Source organism: Pseudomonas helvetica, from assembly GCF_039908645.1.
In the GTDB taxonomy this organism is placed as follows: domain Bacteria; phylum Pseudomonadota; class Gammaproteobacteria; order Pseudomonadales; family Pseudomonadaceae; genus Aquipseudomonas; species Aquipseudomonas helvetica.
Genome location: NZ_CP150917.1, coordinates 3,284,425 through 3,303,534, shown reverse-complemented (window position 1 = coordinate 3,303,534; position 19,110 = coordinate 3,284,425). Strand labels below are relative to the sequence as shown.

The window sequence follows — 19,110 nt, the reverse complement described above, 5'->3', positions numbered from 1 at the left end:
CGATTACCCCAATTTCATATTGTTGATGCCCACGACCCGGTCATAAATCCAGTACAGCACCAGGACAATCATCAGGAGGATGGACGCGATGGCGGCGGCCAGTCCCCAGTTCAGGGAGGTCTGCATGTGGTAAGCAATGAAATTGCTGATGACTTGTCCGGTACGCCCACCCACCAACGCCGGAGTGATGTAGTACCCCGTCGCCAGAATGAACACCAGGATGCCTCCAGCGCTCAATCCAGGCAGAGACAAGGGAAAATAGATCTGCACAAAAGTGCGGAACGAACTGGCGCCCATGGAGTGCGCTGCACGGGTATAGGTTGTGTCGATGCTTTTCATGACGCTGAACATCGGCAGCACCATGAAAGGCAGAAGAATGTGGGTCATAGCAATGACCGTTCCGAACATGTTGTACATGAGTTCGAGTGGCTGGTTGATCAATCCCATGCTGTTCAACGTGCTGTTCAGCACACCGTTGGATTGCAAGATCACCATCCAGGCGCTGGTGCGTACCAGAAGTGATGTCCAGAACGGCAACAGCACCATGACCATCAACAGGTTGCTGGTTTTTGCTGGAAGGGTGGCGAGCATGTAGGCCAGCGGGTAACCCAGGATCATGCACAGCGCCGTGATACCCAGTGCAACCATCAAGGTCTTGATCAGAATGCTGACGTAGATGCGTCGGCTCTCAGGTTGTTGAACGACCTTACCTTGGTCGTCATAACGTAAGTCCAAGGCCGCGAGATAGTTAGTTGCGGAGTAGGCTGGCGCCATTTTCTTCAACTGCGTCCAGGTGCCGATCTGCCCCCAGCGCTTGTCGATGCCGGTCATTGTGGTGTTAAACGCACCTGGCACGACGACCTTGCTGGCTAGGCCACGTGCAGTGCGGGCCATCAGGCTCTTGGCGTCACCCATCACCCTATTGAGATCGGAGCCGACACTGTCCAATTGTCGGGCCTCTTGCAGGGCGAGGATTTCATGACCCACGGTGGCGAACAACTGCTCGTCTGGCAAGGCTGTGCCCTCCCAGTTGGCTAATGCGGCTGCGGTCTGTGGCATCGCCGTGGAAAGGGTCGGGTTTTGAATGCTGCGCAGCAACATCGCGCCGATAGGCAGCAAGAAAAATACCGTAATGAATGCCAGCAATGGGACGACCAATAGCAGTGATTTGGTCTTGTTTAGACGTTCTGCCCGGTCAAGGCTGGACTTCAGATCTCCTTGAGGTAGGGTTTCGCTGACTGTCTCTAGCATGGGGCTGACGGTATATGAGTTGCTCATCTGGGTGCTCCGGCAAAACAGTAAAGTCGTTGTAGGGCCTCAGGCGTCAAGCGCCCGACAGTCGTCGGCTGACCAACCCACATCAATGCAAGTACCGGCTTGGGGAGCAGCGTGTCCTGCGGTGTTGACCATCTTGACGATGAACTCGTCGTTGCCTGCCAGTTTCAAGCGCGCTCGCAAGTGATCACCGTGATAAATGATCTCCTCAATGCGGGCCGGCATATGGTTGTCGTACTCACCTGGACGTGCGCCAATCTGCACGCGCTCAGGACGAATCGACAGTGTGGTGGTCGAGCTGACAGGGTGGATATTGACGGCCAGCGCCTTGACGAGGTGCTCACCAACACGCACCTGGCAGTAACGTTCCTGGCGCTCGATAATCTGCCCCATCAGCCGGTTGTTCTCGCCGATGAAACTCGCGACAAATGCGGTCTGCGGTTTTTCGTAAAGGTCGGACGGATTGGCCAGTTGCTGGACAATTCCATCGTTAAAGACTGCGATGCGATCCGACATCGTAAGGGCTTCAGTCTGATCGTGAGTAACGTACACAACTGTGATGCCGAGCTGTTTTGACAGACGCTTGATTTCATATTGCATCTGTTCACGAAGCTGTTTGTCCAGCGCTCCAAGCGGTTCATCCATCAGCACCAAACGTGGCTCGAAGATTAATGCGCGGGCCAGTGCAACACGCTGTTTCTGACCGCCAGACAGCTGAGCCGGCATTCGCTTTGCGAATTGTCCCAAGGCCACCAGGTCAAGTGATAGACGCACCCGGTCTTCGATGTCTTGCCGGGACAATTTGCGCACTCTCAGTGGGAAGGCGAGGTTTTCTTCAATGGTCATGTGAGGGAAAAGGGCATAGTTCTGAAACACCATGCCGATACCGCGCTTTTGCGGAGCTATATCATTTACCGGCTTTTCATCAATGCAAATTTGCCCATGAGTCACGGTCTCGAACCCTGCCAACATCATCAAACATGTCGTCTTGCCGGAACCCGAAGGGCCAAGCATGGTGACGAACTCACCCTGTTCGATTTCGAGGTTGAAGTTTTTGACGACCAGATGTTCGCCGTCATAACTCTTCTGCACATTTCGAAAGCTAACGAATGATTCAGTACGCATGGGAGATATCTCTTGTTATTGGTGCTGTAGAGGAGCCGGGCACGAAAAGTCGCCCGGGCCCGCCAAAGGGGGTGTGTCAGGTGTGCTGCGGCAAGGTTGTGGTTGAGTTTTTGGTTACTTGGACAGCCAAGCGTTGAAGCGCTCATTCAATTCGTCTGCATGGTCTCCCCACCACTGGGAGTCCACCTGGAGTGCGCTGGCAAAGTTTTCAGGGCTAGTAGGCAAGTTGGGTTTGACCTTTGGGTCTACCAAGGCTTGCGCGGAGAGTCGTGTAGGGCCATAGGCGATATAGTTACTTTGGTCAGCCAGTACCGAGCTTTGAGTGGCAAACTTCAAAAAATCCATCGCCTGATCTTTTTTCGGATTGCCGGCAGGGACTACCCAAGCCTCCATGTCATACATCTGACCATCCCACACGATTTTGAACGGCTGCTGCTCTTTCTGCTGCGCAATCACGATACGCCCGCTATAAGCTGAGATCATGCTGACCTCGCCATCGGCTAGCAGTTGCGGCGCTTGTGCCCCGGCTTCCCACCAGATGGTGTCCTTTTTGATTGTGTCGAGCTTGGCAAAAGCTCGATCCAGGCCATCTTCAGTCCCCAGCATTTCGTACACCTTTTCACGGGGCACGCCGTCGGCCATGAGCGCCCATTCAAGATTGACTTGAGGTGCTTTACGCAGTGCTCGTTTGCCTGGGAAGCGCTTGGTATCGAAAAAGTCTTTCAGGGTATGGGGCTGCTCGCCCTTGAAGGCTTTGGTGTTGTAGGCCATGACTGTCGACCAGACATAGCTCGCCACGCCGCATTCCGTCAGGGCCCCTGGCAGAAAATCTTTTGCAGCAGGTGTTCCATCCGGTGCAGGAGCCAGGGTGGCGGGGTCAATTCGTTCGAGCAGGCCGTTGTTACAGGCACGAATGACGTTCGGTATTTCAGCATCGACTACGTCCCAAGTGACCTTTTTGCTGTCTACCTGAGTCTTGATTTGCGCGATGCCCCCGGAATAGTCCTCCGAAATCACCCGGGTACCTGTGGCGGCAGTGAAGGGTTTGTGTGCGGCTTGGATCTGGGCATTAGTCAGGTTGCCGCCGTAGGACACAACCGTGAGAGTGTTTTCTGCGTAAGCGCTGCAGGACACGATGCCGGATAGCAAAAGAAACGTTGCGCTTTTCATGCGTGAGACCCCTCGTTTTTATTTTTGTGGGAAACCGTCACGAGCTCTTTGCACGGGGGTGCGTGAGCAACCGAAGAGACGATCAGGGCTTTACTCTCGGCAAAAAAATCCGAAGGTAAAAGCAATAAAAAAAAGCCCAATGGGGCGATTTTTTTTATGGGCGCACAAAAATTATCTATTGATGGGTAAAGTGAAGGGCGTTCAGGCATTCAGGGATTCAAAATCACTTCCTCATTCTTCGCTACGCGCGGCGGACGCTTCTTCCATCAGCCAACTTGCGAAAGCTGCTGCTTGGGGATTGACGATTTTGTGCGGGGAATACACTAAATAAAACGCTTCTGAGGTTTTGAATTTTGCAGTTAAAGGGGCGATGAGTTGTCCTGATTCAAGATACTGCTCGACAAGCGATGATCGCGCCAAGGCAACGCCTTGACCCAACTCCGCCATTTTCAGTGCGGAAATAAGCGTGTCGAACTGCAGTCCTTGAGATGAGTCAACGTCGTCGGCCTTGGCCTTTTTCAACCAATAGCCCCATCCCTCCTCATAACCCAAGACATGCAGAAGTTCGTGGTGACGAAGGTCTCTTGGGGTTTTCAAGGGCTTTTGCGTTGTGGGCAAACCAGGGGCGCACACAGGGAAAAGCAAATCCCAGGTCAGCCGTTCACTCTTCAGGCCAGTCCATTTTCCGCTGCCATAGCGAATTTCCAGATCGGATTCGAGATCGGTTTCGCCCATCCAGATGTTGCTGGTGATACGCAAATTGACATCTGGATGCTGCTCACGAAATCGCGGCAGGCGACCCGCCAGCCAGTGAGTAAAGAAAACCAGACTGCTGCGCACTGTGAGTACCTTCCGGTGCCCTTGACCAAATATTTCATCGGTCGCCGCTGCAAGACGCTCCACCGATTCATGGACGACGGGTAGAAAGGCTAAGCCAGGTTCCGTCAGTTCCAAACCTCTAGGTAGACGCTTAAACAGAGCTGCGCCGAGCTGCGATTCCAGCGCTTTGATCTGCTGGCTGACGGCTGCCTGAGTGAGACTCAGTTCTACAGCCGCCTCCGTAAAGCTTAGGTGACGAGCGGCTGACTCGAACGCGCGCAACCAGTTGAGCGGAGGTAGTCGCTTCTTCATGGCTCAAAATTCTCTGAGGAAAAGTGCCTGGCTGTGGGGCGAGCCAGCGTACGTCTTGTAGCGGTCATCCATAAATCCTACTCCTATCGCATAAAAAAAATGAACCCATAGGGTTTTTTTTTATTGCTTTCGCAGTCCCCAACTTTTCTCGAAAGTAACTCCCAGATCGCCACTCAATGGGCCAAGCCTGAAACGCTTTGAGCCTCTGCAGACGGCTTCTGAAAACCTAAACCCTGCGTGAAAGCTCGAAGAAGCAGGACAATAAAAATAATGGGTGAAACATGACAAACCTCAGTCAGCTACCCCTTTGCGGTGTGAACGTTATCGATTTTGGCCAATACATTGCCGGCCCCGCTGTCGCGATGATACTGGGTGATCTCGGGGCCACGGTCATTCATATTGATCCACCCGCTGGCCCGCTCTGGGATAGCCCGGCGAATGCCGTCCTCAACCGAAACAAGCAGTGCTTACGCTTGGACTTGAAGTCCCCTGAGGGTTTGCACCACGCCAGGCAGATGATCGCCAAAGCCGACATCGTGATTGAGAACTTCCGTCCTGGCGTGATGAAAAAACTGGGGCTGGATTTTTCCGAGTTGCGTCGTGAACACCCGCAACTGATCACCTTGTCCATTCCAGGTTTTGCAACCAATGATGAACTCCGAAGCCAATGGCGTGCCACTGAGGCAATTATCGCTTCAGCCTCAGGGGTTTTCACTGATATGGGGCAAAATCGGGTATTGATGGGCATTAACCCGAGCTTTTCTCCACTGCCACTCGCATCCGCTTACGGCACTATGCTCGCCGTCTCGGCTGTGGTGCTGGCATTGCAATCCAGACAACGCACTGGCATGGGTGATGAGATTGAAGTGCCGCTCGCTTCGGCGGTCATGGAGGGACTTTCTTACAACTCAATCAAGATCGACGGCTATCCAGCGCGCTACAAAACCTTGCGTGAAAAAGAGATTGAGCGTAGGCGAGCCGAGAACCTGCCGATGAACCTCAGTTATGAGGATTTGCAGGAGTACCTCGACCCCTTCTACCGTACCTATGAATGTGCTGACGGACGCAAATTCTACGCAGTTTGCCCTTCCCATCGCTCGCATGCCAAACGCTGCCTACAGGCAATGGGTTTGTACGAGGAAATGCTCGCTGCAGGCCTTCCCAAAGTTGAAGATCCCTACCTGCCATTTGCACAATGGGAAGGTGATGCCTCACTCGGTGTTTATCCACTACCAGCTCATTGGGCCAAGGTTATCTCGGCGCGCATGAAGGAAGTCTTCCTGACCAAGACGGCTGCGCAATGGGAAAAAATCTTCGGTGAAGGGCAGTTTCCTGGCGCTCCTCATCGTTCAACTCAAGAGTGGTTGCACGATGAGCATGCAAACACTGCAGGTCTAGTGGTTGACGTCACTGATCATCAATATGGGCTGATGAAACAGCCTGGTGCTATAGCCTGGCTGGAAGACAGTGCAGAGTTGATGTTGTCTCCGCTCTCACGACGAGAAGTCAGTATCGAGGAGGCATTGGCCACCTTGAGTGAAGGCACTCGCGAGGAGTTGCCAGCCGTAAATCAGCCATGTTCAAAAGGATGGCTGGACGGTGTTCGTATCCTCGACCTGACCAACGTGATTGCCGGCCCGCACTCGACCTCATTCCTCGGGCGATTCGGTGCGGATGTCATCAAGCTTGACCCCACCAAGCCAAATTACGATCCATGGAACACCGTGGTATTCGGTATGTCTTCGGCGCGCGGTAAGCAAAGCGTGTTGGTCGACCTCAATCAAGAGGAGGGGCGTGAGGTATTCGATAGGTTGGTGAAGTCAGTGGATGTCATTGTCATGAATGCGCCTGATCGCCAACTGGCGCCTTTAGGGTTAGATGAAGCCAGCCTGAAGGAGGTGAATCCTGAGGTGATTTTCTGCCAGTTGGACTGCTTCGGTGGCCCGCGCCGTGGCCCTAGAACTGACTACTTGGGTTACGACGATCTCATCCAGGCCACGACCGGCATCATGCTGCGGTTTGGTGGCGGTATGCAGACCCCGGAAGAACATGCTCATGTTGGCACCATTGATGTGATGTGCGGTTTCGCTGCTGCGCTTGGCGTGGCCACAGCGTTGTATCAAAAGTCCAGAACTGGCAAGGTCAGCCGAGCTCGGACGTCACTGGCTGCCTTGGGCAACCTGGTTCAAGTTCCTTTCTGTTACGACTACTCGGGGCGCGCACCTTTTGATGAGCCGGCGGGTCGTGAGGTGTTGGGTTATAGCGATCTGTCGCGTTTCTATCGAACGGCTGACGGTTGGCTATACCTCGATGCAGATTCAGCGGATCTGGGCAGACTGGATGCAGTTCAAGGCTTGAACGGCCTGTCTGCGGCAGGTGACCACGTGGCTTTCCTCAGTGCAGCTCTGGCCAAGGTGGCGGGAGAAACCTGGCAACGCCGTTTGCAGGAAGCCGGAGTCGCCGCTGCTGTCCCGGATAACATCGACAATCTCCGCAATCGCTACAGCCGACCTGCTGACAACTACCCGGGCACTGACAACGGGAGCTACTCGTTCAGTGTCTATGCCGATCATCCGAGTGGGCGCTGCGTAACTCAGCTCGATCCCTTTGCCATACGCCCGCGCCATGCGGCGATCCGCAGCCTTTCACCAGCAGAAAAATTTGGCGCTTCAACCAGATCTGTCTTGGGTGAACTCGGTTACAGCGAAAGTGAAGTTGACGCTCTCATGACCCGCAGCGTTATCAGCGACAGCTGGAGCCAAGAGTATTTGCCCAGCTGACATTCCCGTCAGAGGTTAAGGGTAAGAAGTTTCACAAATGCCCATCTACCTCGGCGACTTCCATCACAAGAAAAATAGGGGGCGGCACTCTCCTGGAGACGACGCCCCCACAGGGAAACTTTCGGAGGCAACATGTCGAATCAAATAGTTCTGCCGCGCATCCTGCAGGTGGGCGCCAAGGCCAGCGAGGCCATTCCAGATGTGCTCGCTAGCCTGGGTTGCCATCGACCATTGATCATCACTGACAAAATGATGGTGCAACTCGGTTACGCCGGTCGTATCCAGGATGTACTTGCAAGCAAAGGTTTGAGCGCCGACGTTTTCGCCGACACCGTTCCTGAGCCCACGGTCGATTCGATTCGTGCCGGTGTTGAACATGCTAGATCGGGCGACTATGACAGCATCATTGCATTGGGTGGTGGCAGTCCAATCGACAGTGCCAAAGCCATTGGCATTCTCGCCAAGTTCGGTGGCGAGATGCGTGACTATAAATTTCCACGGCAGGTGAGCGAGCAAGGCTTGCCGATCATCGCAGTACCGACCACAGCGGGTACCGGTTCGGAAGTTACCCGTTTTACCATCATTACTGATGACCAGAACGACGAAAAAATGCTCTGCGTAGGCATCGGGTTTATGCCTGTGGCGGCATTGGTCGACTACACCCTGACGCTCTCCCTGCCAGCTCGTGTCACGGCGGATACCGGTATCGATGCACTAACCCACGCCATTGAGGCCTATGTCAGCCTCAAAGCCAACCTCTACAGTGACAGTCAGGCGCTGGCCGCGATGCGCCTGATTGGCCCGAACTTGCGCCGGGCCTATCACGCAGGCCAGGACATTGCAGCGCGCGAGGCGCTGATGCTGGGATCTACCTTGGCCGGCGTTGCGTTTTCGGCAGCCTCGGTTGCCCTTGTGCATGGTATGAGCCGCCCGATTGGAGCTTTTTTCCATGTGCCACACGGACTTTCCAACGCGATGCTGCTGCCAGGCGTAACAGCTTTCTCCATCCCAGGCGCCCCAAAACGTTACGCCGATTGTGCACGGGCCATTGGCGTCGCGACCGTTGAGGACAGCGACGACAGCGCCAACGCTAAGTTGCTCGTCGAACTGCAAGCCCTCAATGACGAGCTGCAAGTTCCTACACCTGAAGGCTTTGGCATCAGTCGCGCACGCTTCTTCGAACTGATGCCAATTATGGCTGAGCAAGCCCTCGCATCCGGTTCACCGGGCAACAATCCTCGGGTGCCTTCGGTCGACGAGATGATCGAGCTCTACCGAAACCTCTGGTAGCCAAAACGATAACCACGCCTCTTCATCACTTCAGCGGTAACTGCCGCGTACATAAAATAAGGAACACTCACATGATTACTGTAGGTCATCTGATCAACGGCCAGATTGTCACTGACACTGAGCGCACTCAGGACGTGTTCAATCCTGCGACGGGCGAAGTCACCAAACAGGTTGCGCTGGCCTCGAAACTAACGGTCGAAAAAGCCATTGCTGCCGCTGAAGCGGCTTTTCCTGAGTGGCGCAACACACCACCTATCAAGCGCGCGCGGGTGATGTTTCGCTTCAAAGAACTGCTTGAGCAGAATGCCGAACGTATCTGCCAAATTATTGGTGAAGAGCACGGGAAAATTGTCCACGATGCAATGGGCGAGCTTCAGCGGGGCATCGAAAATGTTGAATATGCGTGTGGTGTGCCCGAGTTGCTCAAGGGGGAACACAGCAAAAATGTTGGCCCCAATATCGATTCTTGGAGTGAGTTCCAACCGCTGGGGGTAGTTGCTGGAATCACGCCATTCAACTTCCCTGCGATGGTGCCGCTGTGGATGTTTCCTATGGCGATTGCCTGCGGTAACTGCTTCATCCTGAAACCCTCCGAGCGTGATCCAAGTTCGACCTTGTTCATCGCTCAGTTGCTGCAGGAAGCTGGTTTGCCGAATGGCGTCATGAGCGTGGTCAATGGTGACAAGGAGGCCGTTGATACCTTGCTCCACGACCATCGTGTCCAGGCGGTAAGTTTTGTAGGCTCGACACCAATCGCTGAGTACATCTACCGAACAGCTGCGGCAAATGGCAAACGTTGCCAAGCATTAGGTGGAGCAAAAAACCACGCCATCGTTATGCCAGATGCGGACATCGATAATGCGGTCAACCAGTTGGTGGGGGCTGCATTTGGATCATCAGGGGAACGATGCATGGCACTGTCTGTAGCGGTCACAGTAGGTGATGCAACAGCCGATGCCTTGATCAGTAAAATGCGCGAAGCAATGACCCGTCTCAAGGTCGGCGCCTATCAAGACAAGAGCAACGACTTCGGCCCTCTGATCACTCGCCAACATCAGCAAAAAGTGATCGGATACATCGACAGTGCAGAAGAGGAGGGCGCGGAGGTCGTAGTGGATGGTCGAAACATTCAGGTTCCAGCTTGCGAGAACGGTTTTTTTGTTGGGGGGACATTGATCGATCAAGTCAAACCCGGCATGCGCTGCTACGAGGAAGAGATCTTCGGGCCGGTGCTGTTGATCGTGCGCACGCAGAGCATGCAAGAGGCGATGCAACTGATCGATGCTCATGAATACGGTAATGGCACCTGTATCTTCACTCGCGATGGTGAAGCAGCCCGATACTTCTCTGACAACATCAAGGTCGGCATGGTCGGTGTCAACGTACCGCTCCCAGTACCTGTCGCCTATCATAGTTTTGGTGGCTGGAAACGCTCGTTGTTCGGCGATTTGCATGCCTACGGCCCGGATGCGGTTCGCTTCTATAGCAAGCGTAAAACGGTCACCCAGCGCTGGCCGTCTTCGGGAGTTCGGGAGGGAGTCGAGTTCTCTATGCCGACGATGAAGTGAATCCCCTTATCTGAGGTGACCTAAATGCAAGCTTCGAATCTTTGCTGACCAGGTGATTTCAATTTGAGTACGAAAGGGCCCTTCAAGGGCCCTTTTTGTTAGATGTGAAAGAAGTGATATGCCGAGCTTTTAGTCGCGCATCAGCAGCCGAGTCCAAGACCGGGGCTCGTAAACCACGCTTCCTCAGAGTCGAATCGGACAGTGTGATCTGATGGCGTCACGTAGACGAGTCAATGCAGGCCAAGGCGCGATATTTATTCAGCGCAACGTCCTGAGATCCACCGAGCCCTCTCTTTCATCAAACGTTGACTGGCACTGCTTTTTGCCTGCGATACAGGATCGTCGTCGCTGTGAACCCACACAACGCAGCAAACATTAGCCAGTAGGCGGGCGACGCCTTGTCACCTGTTGCCTGCACCAGGATTGTTGATACGGCGGGTGTAAAACCGCCAAACACAGCCGTTGCCAAACTGAATGCCAGTGAAAATCCTACAACTCGTACGTTCTGAGGCATTACCTCAGTCAATGCAGCAACCATCGCGCCGTTGTAAATGCCAAAGAAAAAAGAGAAGTACAGCAGCACGGCGAGCAGTCGTTCGAAGCTTGCCGCCGCGGCCAGCCAATGCATGGCGGGATAGGCGGTGAAGATGCACAGCAAGGTGACCGCCAGCAACAAGGGGCGGCGTCCAATGCGATCAGAGATCGTACCGCCGATGGGCAGCCAGATGAAGTTGCTCAGGCCGACGAAGAGCGTGACCACCAGACTGTCGCTGGTGCTCAGGTTCAGTACAGACCGGCCGAAAGTCGGGGTGTAGACGGTAATGAGATAGAACGTGGTCGTGGTCATCGACGCTAACAGACCACCAGCCAGTACCGTGCGCCAGTTGTCCCGCATCGAGCGAAAGACTTCACTGGCACTTGGGTGATGGCTGCGCGCTTTGAATGCATCGGTTTCCTGTAGCGAGCGGCGAATGATGAAGATGAACGGGATAATCAGGCAACCAATGAAGAATGGGATACGCCAGCCCCAGGCTGCAACGTCGGCGGCCTCCATAGACGCGTTAATCGTATAGCCCAACGCAGCCGCAAGAATGATCGCCACTTGTTGGCTGGCCGACTGCCAACTGGTATAGAAACCCCGGCGTCCGGGCGTGGCGATTTCAGCCAGGTACACGGAAACACCACCCATTTCCGCACCCGCGGAGAATCCCTGCAACAGTCGCCCGAGCAACACCAATATCGGCGCTGCGATGCCTATGCTGGCGTAGCCCGGAACCAAGGCGATCAAGACCGTGCCCGCAGCCATGATCGACAGCGTCACGATCAGCCCCTTTCGCCGGCCCACCTTGTCGATGTATGCGCCCAGCAAGATAGCGCCCAGCGGCCGCATAAGAAATCCCGAGCCGAATACGGCGAAGGTCATCATTAACGAGGCGAACTCGCTGGTGGTAGGAAAGAACGTCTGGGAGATGTAGGTCGCGTAAAACCCGAACAGAAAGAAGTCGAACTGTTCGAGAAAATTGCCGCTAGTGACCCGCAGGATGGCGCCCAGTTTCGACCCCTTGGATCGGGTGTCTTGAGTTGTTGTTTTCATCATGGCTACCGTGGTGATCAATATTGTTTTTGGAATGAATGGATCGCCGATCAGTCGCTACCTGCGTTGATCGGGTTGGGTTGGCGTTTTTCGATGGAGTACTTGAGCAGCGCGGCGCTGCGGAAGATGCCATGGGCGAATTTGCTGTAGGGCATTGTCAGGAAAAACGCCATGACCAGGCCGAGATGGATTGCCAGCAACAGGCCCAAGGCTGCGGTTTCACGGAACGCCAGGAGTGCCAGGCCGCTGGCGCTGACCAGGAACAGCAGCGCGATAAAGCCACGATCCATGGGTTTCTGATTGTCGTCGCCGTGCTCAGGGTTGCGACGCAGGTTCAACCACAACAGGCCTGCGGGACCTATCAGCAGACCGACTCCACCTGCGATGCCCAGCATCACCGGCAAGCTCAGGACGGGGTAGGGCGCCGACCAGTCCAGAAGGAAATGGTAGAGCGTGGCGACCCCAGTGGCTGCGAAACACAGCATGAAGCCGTAGAAGGTGAAGTGGTGGAAGCGCCGCCGCCACAAGGTGAATCGATCATCAGCGTTATTGCAGCCCTCGCCATGGCCACCGTCCAGAAATTTGAGCCGGGCGACGTTGGCCGTGGCTTCCAGTGCAGCGGCGGTTTTTTCCTGCGCGGGCGCGTCGGCCGGTGAAACATTGCGCCAGAAGCGCCGCGCGCCAAGGGTTAACGCGAGTACCGCGAATCCGAAAACTGCACCGAACATTACGGCCAGGGTGTTGTGCGGGAAGATCCCGTAGAAATTTCCCCTGGGCATCGCCGTGAACAGGTTGCCCATCACCATCAACGTGAGACACAGGAACAGTGCCAGCCCGGCACCGGCGGACAGTGCCAGAGTCAGTCCGTTGCGCCGGTATAGCGTGCCCATCACCTGTGGCCAGGCGTACTCGGCATAAGTGTCGAGGCGGACTTTGGCCATGGCCTTGGGCACATTGATTTCGAATTCGTGAGGGGCAGCGTACTGACAGGCATGCAGGCATGCGCCGCAGTTATGGCAAAGGTTCGCCAGGTAATGGATATCCGCCTGAGAAAACTCCAGACGTCGTGTCATGGCCGGAAATACAGCGCAGAAGCCCTCGCAGTAACGGCAGGCATTGCAAACGGTCATTTGTCGCTGAACTTCGCTTTCATCAAGGTTGAGTACGGGAATCAAATTACCCGGTGCCTTGGGATCAAACAGTTGCATGTTGGGGCTCCGTGGAGGAAGGGGTCAGGAAGCCGGCCGCAGCCGCGGCTTGCACACCGGCGATGCGACCGAATGCGGTGCCAATGGCCATGCCGATGCCGGCGGTATAGCCCTTGCCCAATACGTTGCCCGCCATCATTTCTCCTGCGACAAACAGGTTCGGGCTAGCCTCGCCGTTGAAGTGAACGGCGGCGGTATCGTCGGTAGCCAGCCCCAGATAGGTGAAGGTCACGCCTGGCTTAAGTGGGTAGGCGCAGAAGGGGGGCTTTACCAATGGGCGGGCCCAATGGGTTTTGGCGGGAGTCAAACCTTCGGTGTGGCAATCGTCCAACGCGGTGTGGTCGAACGTGCCGATACGGCAGGCCGCGTTGTATTCCTCGATGGTTTTGACGAATTGCGTAACGGGAAGCTTCAACTGGCGGGCCAGTTCTTGCAGGGAGTTGGCTTTAGTACCCGGAAACACCGGAGGCATGAAACGGCCGAGGGCTTGTTGGTCGATGATCGAGTAGGCCTGTTGACCGGGTTGACCGGCCACCAGGCGGCCCCAGATCGCATAGCGCTTGGGCCAGAAATCTTCGCCCTCGTCATAGAAGCGTTCGCCGTCGCGATTAACCACCACGCCCAGCGATACGCAATCGATACGGGTGCAGATACCACCGTCATACAGGGGGGCTCGGGCGTCGATGGCCACCATGTGCGCTTGGGTTGGGTCGCCGATAAAATCGGCGCCCAGGCTCTGCATGCGCCGAAGCAGTACGCCGGTATTGAAGCGCGTCCCGCGAATCAGAAAGTTGTCTGAGGGCCATTCTCCGCGCTCGTTTTGACCCCAAGCTTCGCGGAGCCATTCGCGGTTCGACTCGAAACCGCCAGCCGCCAGAACGCAGGCTTTGGCCTGAATACGCTCGGCGGGTAAAGGCTGACCATCGACCTCACGGTCACCGATGTACGCCGCGACGAACTCTCCGCCCTTCATCTCAATGTCAGTGACTTGAGCGTTGTAGCGGATCTTGACGCCCAGCCGCTCGGCGCTACGGAAGTACGCGTTAACCAACGCTTTGCCGCCACCCATGAAAAACGCATTGGTGCGCGCAACATGTAGGGCACCAGACAACGACGGCTGAAAATGCACACCATGGGAGCGCATCCAGTCACGGCAGTTCGACGAGGCGCGGATGACAATACGTGCAAGCTTTTCGTTAGTAATCCCACCGGTGACTTTCAGCAGATCCTGCCAATATTCTTCTTCGGGATAGGCATCGACCAACACATCTTGCGGTGCGTCGTGCATACATCGCAGGTTTCGGGTGTGTTGCGAGTTGCCACCGCGCCAGATTTTCGGTGCGCCCTCCAGCAGCATCACGCTAGCGCCAGCCTCTCGCGCCATCAACGCTGCACACAAGGCGGCATTGCCGCCGCCAATTACTAATACGTCGATCATCATCACTCCTCAATCGCAAGGAGGCATGAACGAAGTGCTCCTCGCGAGTGGGGAGAAGGTAGAGCTGTCAGCTTATTGTCGAAAGGCGCGAAATGAATGGGGGTGTTTAGTTTTCGTAAAGGCTTTGGTGCGGACACCCCAGTATTGGAAACCGGGAAGAGGGTGCGCCGGGATCATGACGCGACGTCCTCAATCCACGACGCTCCCGGCCAATGTTGATCAACGACCAACTGTCGAGCGACATCGGTGATGACCAGTCGCGCCGCCAGAGCAGCGGGAGACAGCTCATCATCAGGCAGTGTCGCCAGCAGGTTTCGTCGACCTACGTGAGCATCGGAAATTTCCACCACTGAAAGTCCCGACTCACCTTTGAGCGCCGCTGCCGCACCGGGCTGGATGGTGGCAGCATGACCTGCGCGTACGGCGTTCATCAATACGGCAAGACCATCCACTTCCATGATGATGTTGGGAGCCAATCCCGAACGTTCAAACGCAACCATCAGCGTAGAACGCAAACCGTGTTGCGCACTCGGCATTACCAGTGGAAGTTGCCCCAGATCCGCCAGATGCACGCTGGTTCCTTGTGGTGCGTGGGGCAGGTGCGGTGAGCTGATGACAAATAGTTTTTCGTCGAGCAGCGGTGTCACGCTCCAGCGCTTACCACCTTCGAGTTGAAACAGAATGGCCAGGTCGATCTGGCGAGCATTGAGTTGTGTGGCCAAATGCCCGGACAGCATCTCGACCAGGTGCAATTGGATATCCGGGTAGCGCTCTCGCATCGCGTTGATCAAGGGCAGGGCAAGAACAGTGGCAGTCGTGGGCGCCATTCCGACGGTGACGTACCCACTCATTCGCCCACGGTGAGCGGCCATGATCGCATTTTCGGCTTGCCGCAAACACAGCTGGGCATGGTGCAGGAACGCCATACCGGAGCTGGTAGGTGTGACGCCAGTAGTGGTGCGATTAAGGAGGCGGGTTGACAGCTCACTTTCAAGTTTCGCGATCTGTTGGCTAAGGGCTGATACGCCGACGTCCAGTTCAAGAGCTGCGCGTCCCAAGCTGCCGTGTTCGAGGATTTTTACGAAATATCGCAGTTGTCTTAATTCCAAACGTCGCCGCTCCACGTCAAATTGTTGTTGGAATGCCTATCGATTACCGCGGCGACCACCAAACCGCAAGACAATATAGGAGAGGGCCTGAAAATGATTTTGAGATTCGTTGTTGTCCCTGATCGCCTTATTGGCTTGCTCAGGAGTCCAACTGTGGGCCAGCCAAGCAAGATATCGCTGGCAGTACCTGAAGAGAGATGTCTAAGCTCATGAAAAACCAGTCAGCACAGGTTCGTGAAAAAACCGACACAGAATCGCGGAAATGGACAAGGAGGAAAGTTCCGCTCAGACACATGATTTAACATAATATACATTATGCGCCTTACGAGCATGTTCGTGAGTGTTGCGTTACACAGGAAATTACCTAGGCTCAACTGCAACGCGTCCTACAGCTCTCGGAAGTAATCCCTTTTCATTACGAGAACAAAATTCCTTGCATAGGCGTTTTGTCGCCTAGAAAAGAATTTACCTCTACCTGCACATCTCAGATTCTATCTGATGAGTTTTATGGTCGGTACGGTCACCCGATGGCTTGCACTGATGATCCACGACCTTTCGTTAGTAATTGAAATGTTTTGGGGAACGCTGCTGGTTCGCCTCAAGTGCGGCACTGTACGAGATCTGCAGCTTTCAGCATGGCGAAGGATTTGATTGGGGACCAGCTTGTTCGTTCACGGTATCACCGACATTGCAGCGTCCACCTACTAGCACGACGCTGTGTGAAATCTGCTGCGTTCAGCATGGAGTTGCAGCCACGACACGTGCTCACGGGTCACGCTGCGTTGAATGCCGATGCCGCCACAGACAATCACCGTGTCCAGGGGCGGGGCTTTGTGCATGGACGCATCCGGCGTGATTTGCAGGCCGTCACTGGCCCAGACCTGACCGCCGTCGGCGGTGAGGGTCGTCCAGCGATACAGCTCACGCCCCGATAGTTGGTTGGCCATGCGTAGCGGCTCGACCGCCGAGGCCAGGGAAATCAGCGTGAAATTGTCCAGCAGTAGAAAACCGATGGATTGTGGGGGGCGGTCCTGGGGTTGGGCCCCGGAGTTTTGCGACATCATTGAGGTATCTCCTCACACAGGACAGATTACGGCCCCAGACGCAGGCTCTTTTTATTACCTGTCCAGCAAATGGCGGGCTACTGGCAACGACGTGAGCAAGCGTCATGCCAAAGTCAAATTGAGCTCCAATGACTTTTAGAAATTAACCCCCACCATTTTTTGATTATAGAAGGTCGCAAGAGCAAATAGTTACAAGCGGAAAGGCTGAGTTAGCACCATTGTTCATGAACAGTGAGCAATTCCGTACTATTAGGCACTACCATCCCTCGCCGGATTGCAGTGCAGGCGTCTTCAAGCACCCGGTAACGCGGGTCAGCAACTTATGCGCCGCGCTTTCCAGGTGAGGCCCGACAAACTCATGCACCAAAACTTCCTTGAAGCGTACTGACTTGCGCGAGGCCAGTGCATGCCTGACATCTATATCCGGACGCTGGCAAAGGTTGATTCATTACGGGCCTGGCTGAGCGCCGACAGCGGTCGGGACAACTGCGACAGCACCATCGCTTGCGGGATCGGCATCATCGTCACTTGTTGCGTGGTGTTGGAACTTACACGCTCGTCGCGTGGTGGAATGCCGTAGTACTCGCGGTAGCACTTGGAGAAGTGTGGCGTGGACACGAAGCCACACACCGAGGCCACTTCGATGATCGACATTGGCGTTTGCTTGAGCAACTGTCGGGCGCGGATCAGCCGCAGCTTGAGGTAGTAGCGCGACGGCGAGCAGTGCAGGTATTTCTGGAACAGCCGCTCCAGCTGACGCCGCGACACGGAGACGTACACCGCCAGTTCGCCGAGGTCGATCGGCTCTTCTAGGTTGGCGTCCATCAGCGCCACTATTTCCTGCAACTTCGGCTGATTGGTGCCAAGCATATGCTTGAGCGGCACGCGCTGGTGATCCTGCTCGTTGCGGATGCGCTCATAGACAAACATTTCCGAGATCGCCGCCGACAGCTCACGGCCGTGATCGCGGCTGATCAAATGCAGCATCATGTCCAGTGGCGCGGTACCGCCGGAACTGGTGAAGCGATTTCGGTCCAGGGTGAACAGACGCGTGCTCATCACCACCCGCGGGAAAGCTTCCTGCATGGCCGCCAGGCACTCCCAGTGCACGCTGCAATCGAAGCCGTCGAGCAAACCGGCACCGGCGAGGGCCCAACTGCCGGTGCACACCGCGCCCAGGCGTTTGGACTGACGCGCCTGACTCTGTAGCCATGACACGTGTGCGCGGGTTACCGTCTGCTGAATGCCTATACCACCACAGACGATCACCGTGTCCAGCGTCGGGGCTTTGTGCATGGCGGCGTCAGGGGTGATCTGCAAGCCGTCACTGGCCCAGACCTGACCTCCGTCGGCGGTTAGGGTCGTCCAGCGATACAGCTCGCGACCGGACAATTGGTTGGCCATACGCAGGGGTTCGACGGCGGAGGCCAGAGAAATCAGCGTGAAATTGTCCAGCAGTAAAAAACCGATGGACTGAGGCGCATGGTTCTGGGATTTAGTTCCGGAGTTGAACGTCGTCATCGCGGTATCTCCTAACACAAAGCAGGTGAATGGCCTCAGGCGGAGGCTCTTTTTATTGCCCATTCAACCAAAGCTGGGTGGGCTTTTTGTAATTACCTGCAAGAGTCACACCCAAGTTAACTGGACCTTTCCACACATTCAAAAAACGACACCGCGATGTCTCTATTTGGAGGGTCGCAAGGGCTTGGGTTAAAAGTGGAAAAACCTGAGTCAGTGCCTCTGTTTATAGGCGGTGGGCATTACGGTAGCAGTTGTAGGAAAAGGACTCCCGGGAACGACAACGTGTTTGTCACCGACACGCAGCGGTCGGTTTTCAAACAACACATCTGCCCATTCCTGATCCAACACGAATCGAGCAAAAAACGCTTGCTGATCCCCAAATGCACTGACGAGCAAAAATGCTTTGAATGCGACCATCACCCCTACAGCCCGCCCGGTGAAATCCGGTTCGGCGGACGACGCCACTTTCCTGCTGACCAACGCCGACACCGTGATCATCGTTCCAGGGTATTCGAGATGGAAGACATCAACTCCGAGTTCGGCCAGGCCGATGTGGTACTGGTGCTCGGAGCCAACGACGTGGTCAACCCGGCAGCGAAGAACGACCCGAAATCGCCGATTGCCGGCATGCCGACTCTTGAAGCCTTCAAAGCCAAGACCATCATCGTCAACAAGCGCTCGATGGCCAGCGGCTATGCCGGCCTGGACAACGAACTGTTCTACCTGGACAAAACCATGATGGTCTTCGGTGATGCCAAGAAGGTCATCGAAGACATGGTTAAAGCCGTCGAGTAAGCTCCCCATAGACATTCTGCGAGGGCTATGCTTTCGCAGAAT

General features: G+C 55.3%; 13 protein-coding genes and 2 pseudogenes. 4 read left to right on the top strand and 11 right to left on the bottom strand.

Features of this window, described 5'->3' with window-relative positions; translation table 11 throughout:
• Window positions 1-3 precede the first annotated feature (3 nt).
• The 4 genes from AABM55_RS15060 to gcvA all read right to left on the bottom strand — a co-directional run bounded on the left by AABM55_RS15060 (window position 4) and on the right by gcvA (window position 4,701).
• A complete protein-coding gene (locus tag AABM55_RS15060; RefSeq protein ID WP_347926735.1) occupies window positions 4-1,278 on the bottom strand; it encodes an ABC transporter permease in 1,275 nt (424 codons plus the stop codon).
• 39 nt (window positions 1,279-1,317) lie between these two features.
• On the bottom strand, window positions 1,318-2,400 hold the full coding sequence (locus AABM55_RS15055) for an ABC transporter ATP-binding protein (protein WP_347926733.1): 1,083 nt from the start codon (window positions 2,398-2,400) through the stop codon (window positions 1,318-1,320).
• A 114-nt stretch (window positions 2,401-2,514) separates the two neighbouring features.
• Window positions 2,515-3,570, bottom strand: coding sequence for an ABC transporter substrate-binding protein (locus tag AABM55_RS15050; protein ID WP_347926731.1), 1,056 nt, complete (start codon window positions 3,568-3,570; stop codon window positions 2,515-2,517).
• A gap of 231 nt (window positions 3,571-3,801) precedes the next feature.
• Window positions 3,802-4,701 carry a transcriptional regulator GcvA gene (gene gcvA, locus AABM55_RS15045; RefSeq protein ID WP_347926729.1) on the bottom strand — a complete coding sequence of 300 codons (900 nt, stop codon included), beginning with the start codon at window positions 4,699-4,701 and terminating at the stop codon, window positions 3,802-3,804.
• A gap of 281 nt (window positions 4,702-4,982) precedes the next feature.
• Between gcvA and AABM55_RS15040 the strand changes: the two genes are divergently transcribed.
• The 3 genes from AABM55_RS15040 to AABM55_RS15030 all read left to right on the top strand — a co-directional run bounded on the left by AABM55_RS15040 (window position 4,983) and on the right by AABM55_RS15030 (window position 10,339).
• Window positions 4,983-7,481, top strand: coding sequence for a CoA transferase (locus tag AABM55_RS15040; RefSeq protein WP_347926728.1), 2,499 nt, complete (start codon window positions 4,983-4,985; stop codon window positions 7,479-7,481).
• 132 nt (window positions 7,482-7,613) lie between these two features.
• Complete coding sequence (locus tag AABM55_RS15035; RefSeq protein ID WP_347926726.1) at window positions 7,614-8,771, top strand: iron-containing alcohol dehydrogenase; 1,158 nt, start codon at window positions 7,614-7,616, stop codon at window positions 8,769-8,771.
• A 71-nt stretch (window positions 8,772-8,842) separates the two neighbouring features.
• Complete coding sequence (locus tag AABM55_RS15030) at window positions 8,843-10,339, top strand: CoA-acylating methylmalonate-semialdehyde dehydrogenase (RefSeq protein ID WP_347926724.1); 1,497 nt, start codon at window positions 8,843-8,845, stop codon at window positions 10,337-10,339.
• Between the two features lie 298 nt (window positions 10,340-10,637).
• Here AABM55_RS15030 and AABM55_RS15025 read toward each other — a convergent pair whose 3' ends face one another.
• From AABM55_RS15025 to AABM55_RS14995, 7 genes and pseudogenes are all read right to left on the bottom strand, one after another.
• Window positions 10,638-11,936 (bottom strand): MFS transporter, encoded by a 1,299-nt coding sequence (locus AABM55_RS15025; RefSeq protein WP_347930037.1) that lies wholly within the window; start codon window positions 11,934-11,936, stop codon window positions 10,638-10,640.
• A 47-nt stretch (window positions 11,937-11,983) separates the two neighbouring features.
• The gene (gene tcuB, locus AABM55_RS15020) at window positions 11,984-13,141 is read right to left on the bottom strand and encodes a tricarballylate utilization 4Fe-4S protein TcuB (protein ID WP_347926722.1); all 1,158 of its coding nucleotides are present in this window, start codon (window positions 13,139-13,141) and stop codon (window positions 11,984-11,986) included.
• Entirely contained in the window at window positions 13,128-14,579 is a 1,452-nt protein-coding gene (gene tcuA / locus AABM55_RS15015; RefSeq protein WP_347926720.1) for an FAD-dependent tricarballylate dehydrogenase TcuA, read from the bottom strand. The genes tcuB and tcuA overlap by 14 nt, the downstream gene beginning before the upstream one ends.
• A 173-nt stretch (window positions 14,580-14,752) precedes the next feature.
• Window positions 14,753-15,688, bottom strand: a complete 936-nt coding sequence (locus AABM55_RS15010; protein WP_054597378.1) for a LysR substrate-binding domain-containing protein — start codon at window positions 15,686-15,688, stop codon at window positions 14,753-14,755.
• 725 nt (window positions 15,689-16,413) lie between these two features.
• Window positions 16,414-16,752 (bottom strand): annotated as a pseudogene (locus AABM55_RS15005) (AraC family transcriptional regulator); the annotation flags it as partial.
• Between the two features lie 417 nt (window positions 16,753-17,169).
• On the bottom strand, window positions 17,170-18,273 hold the full coding sequence (locus AABM55_RS15000; protein ID WP_347926718.1) for a GlxA family transcriptional regulator: 1,104 nt from the start codon (window positions 18,271-18,273) through the stop codon (window positions 17,170-17,172).
• Window positions 18,274-18,483: 210 nt separating this feature from the next.
• Entirely contained in the window at window positions 18,484-18,762 is a 279-nt protein-coding gene (locus AABM55_RS14995) for a hypothetical protein (protein WP_347930101.1), read from the bottom strand.
• Here AABM55_RS14995 and AABM55_RS14990 point away from each other — a divergent pair.
• Window positions 18,704-19,068, top strand: a pseudogene (locus AABM55_RS14990) (NAD(P)(+) transhydrogenase (Re/Si-specific) subunit beta); the annotation flags it as partial. The gene AABM55_RS14995 and the pseudogene AABM55_RS14990 sit on opposite strands and share 59 nt — an antisense overlap.
• Window positions 19,069-19,110 lie beyond the last annotated feature (42 nt).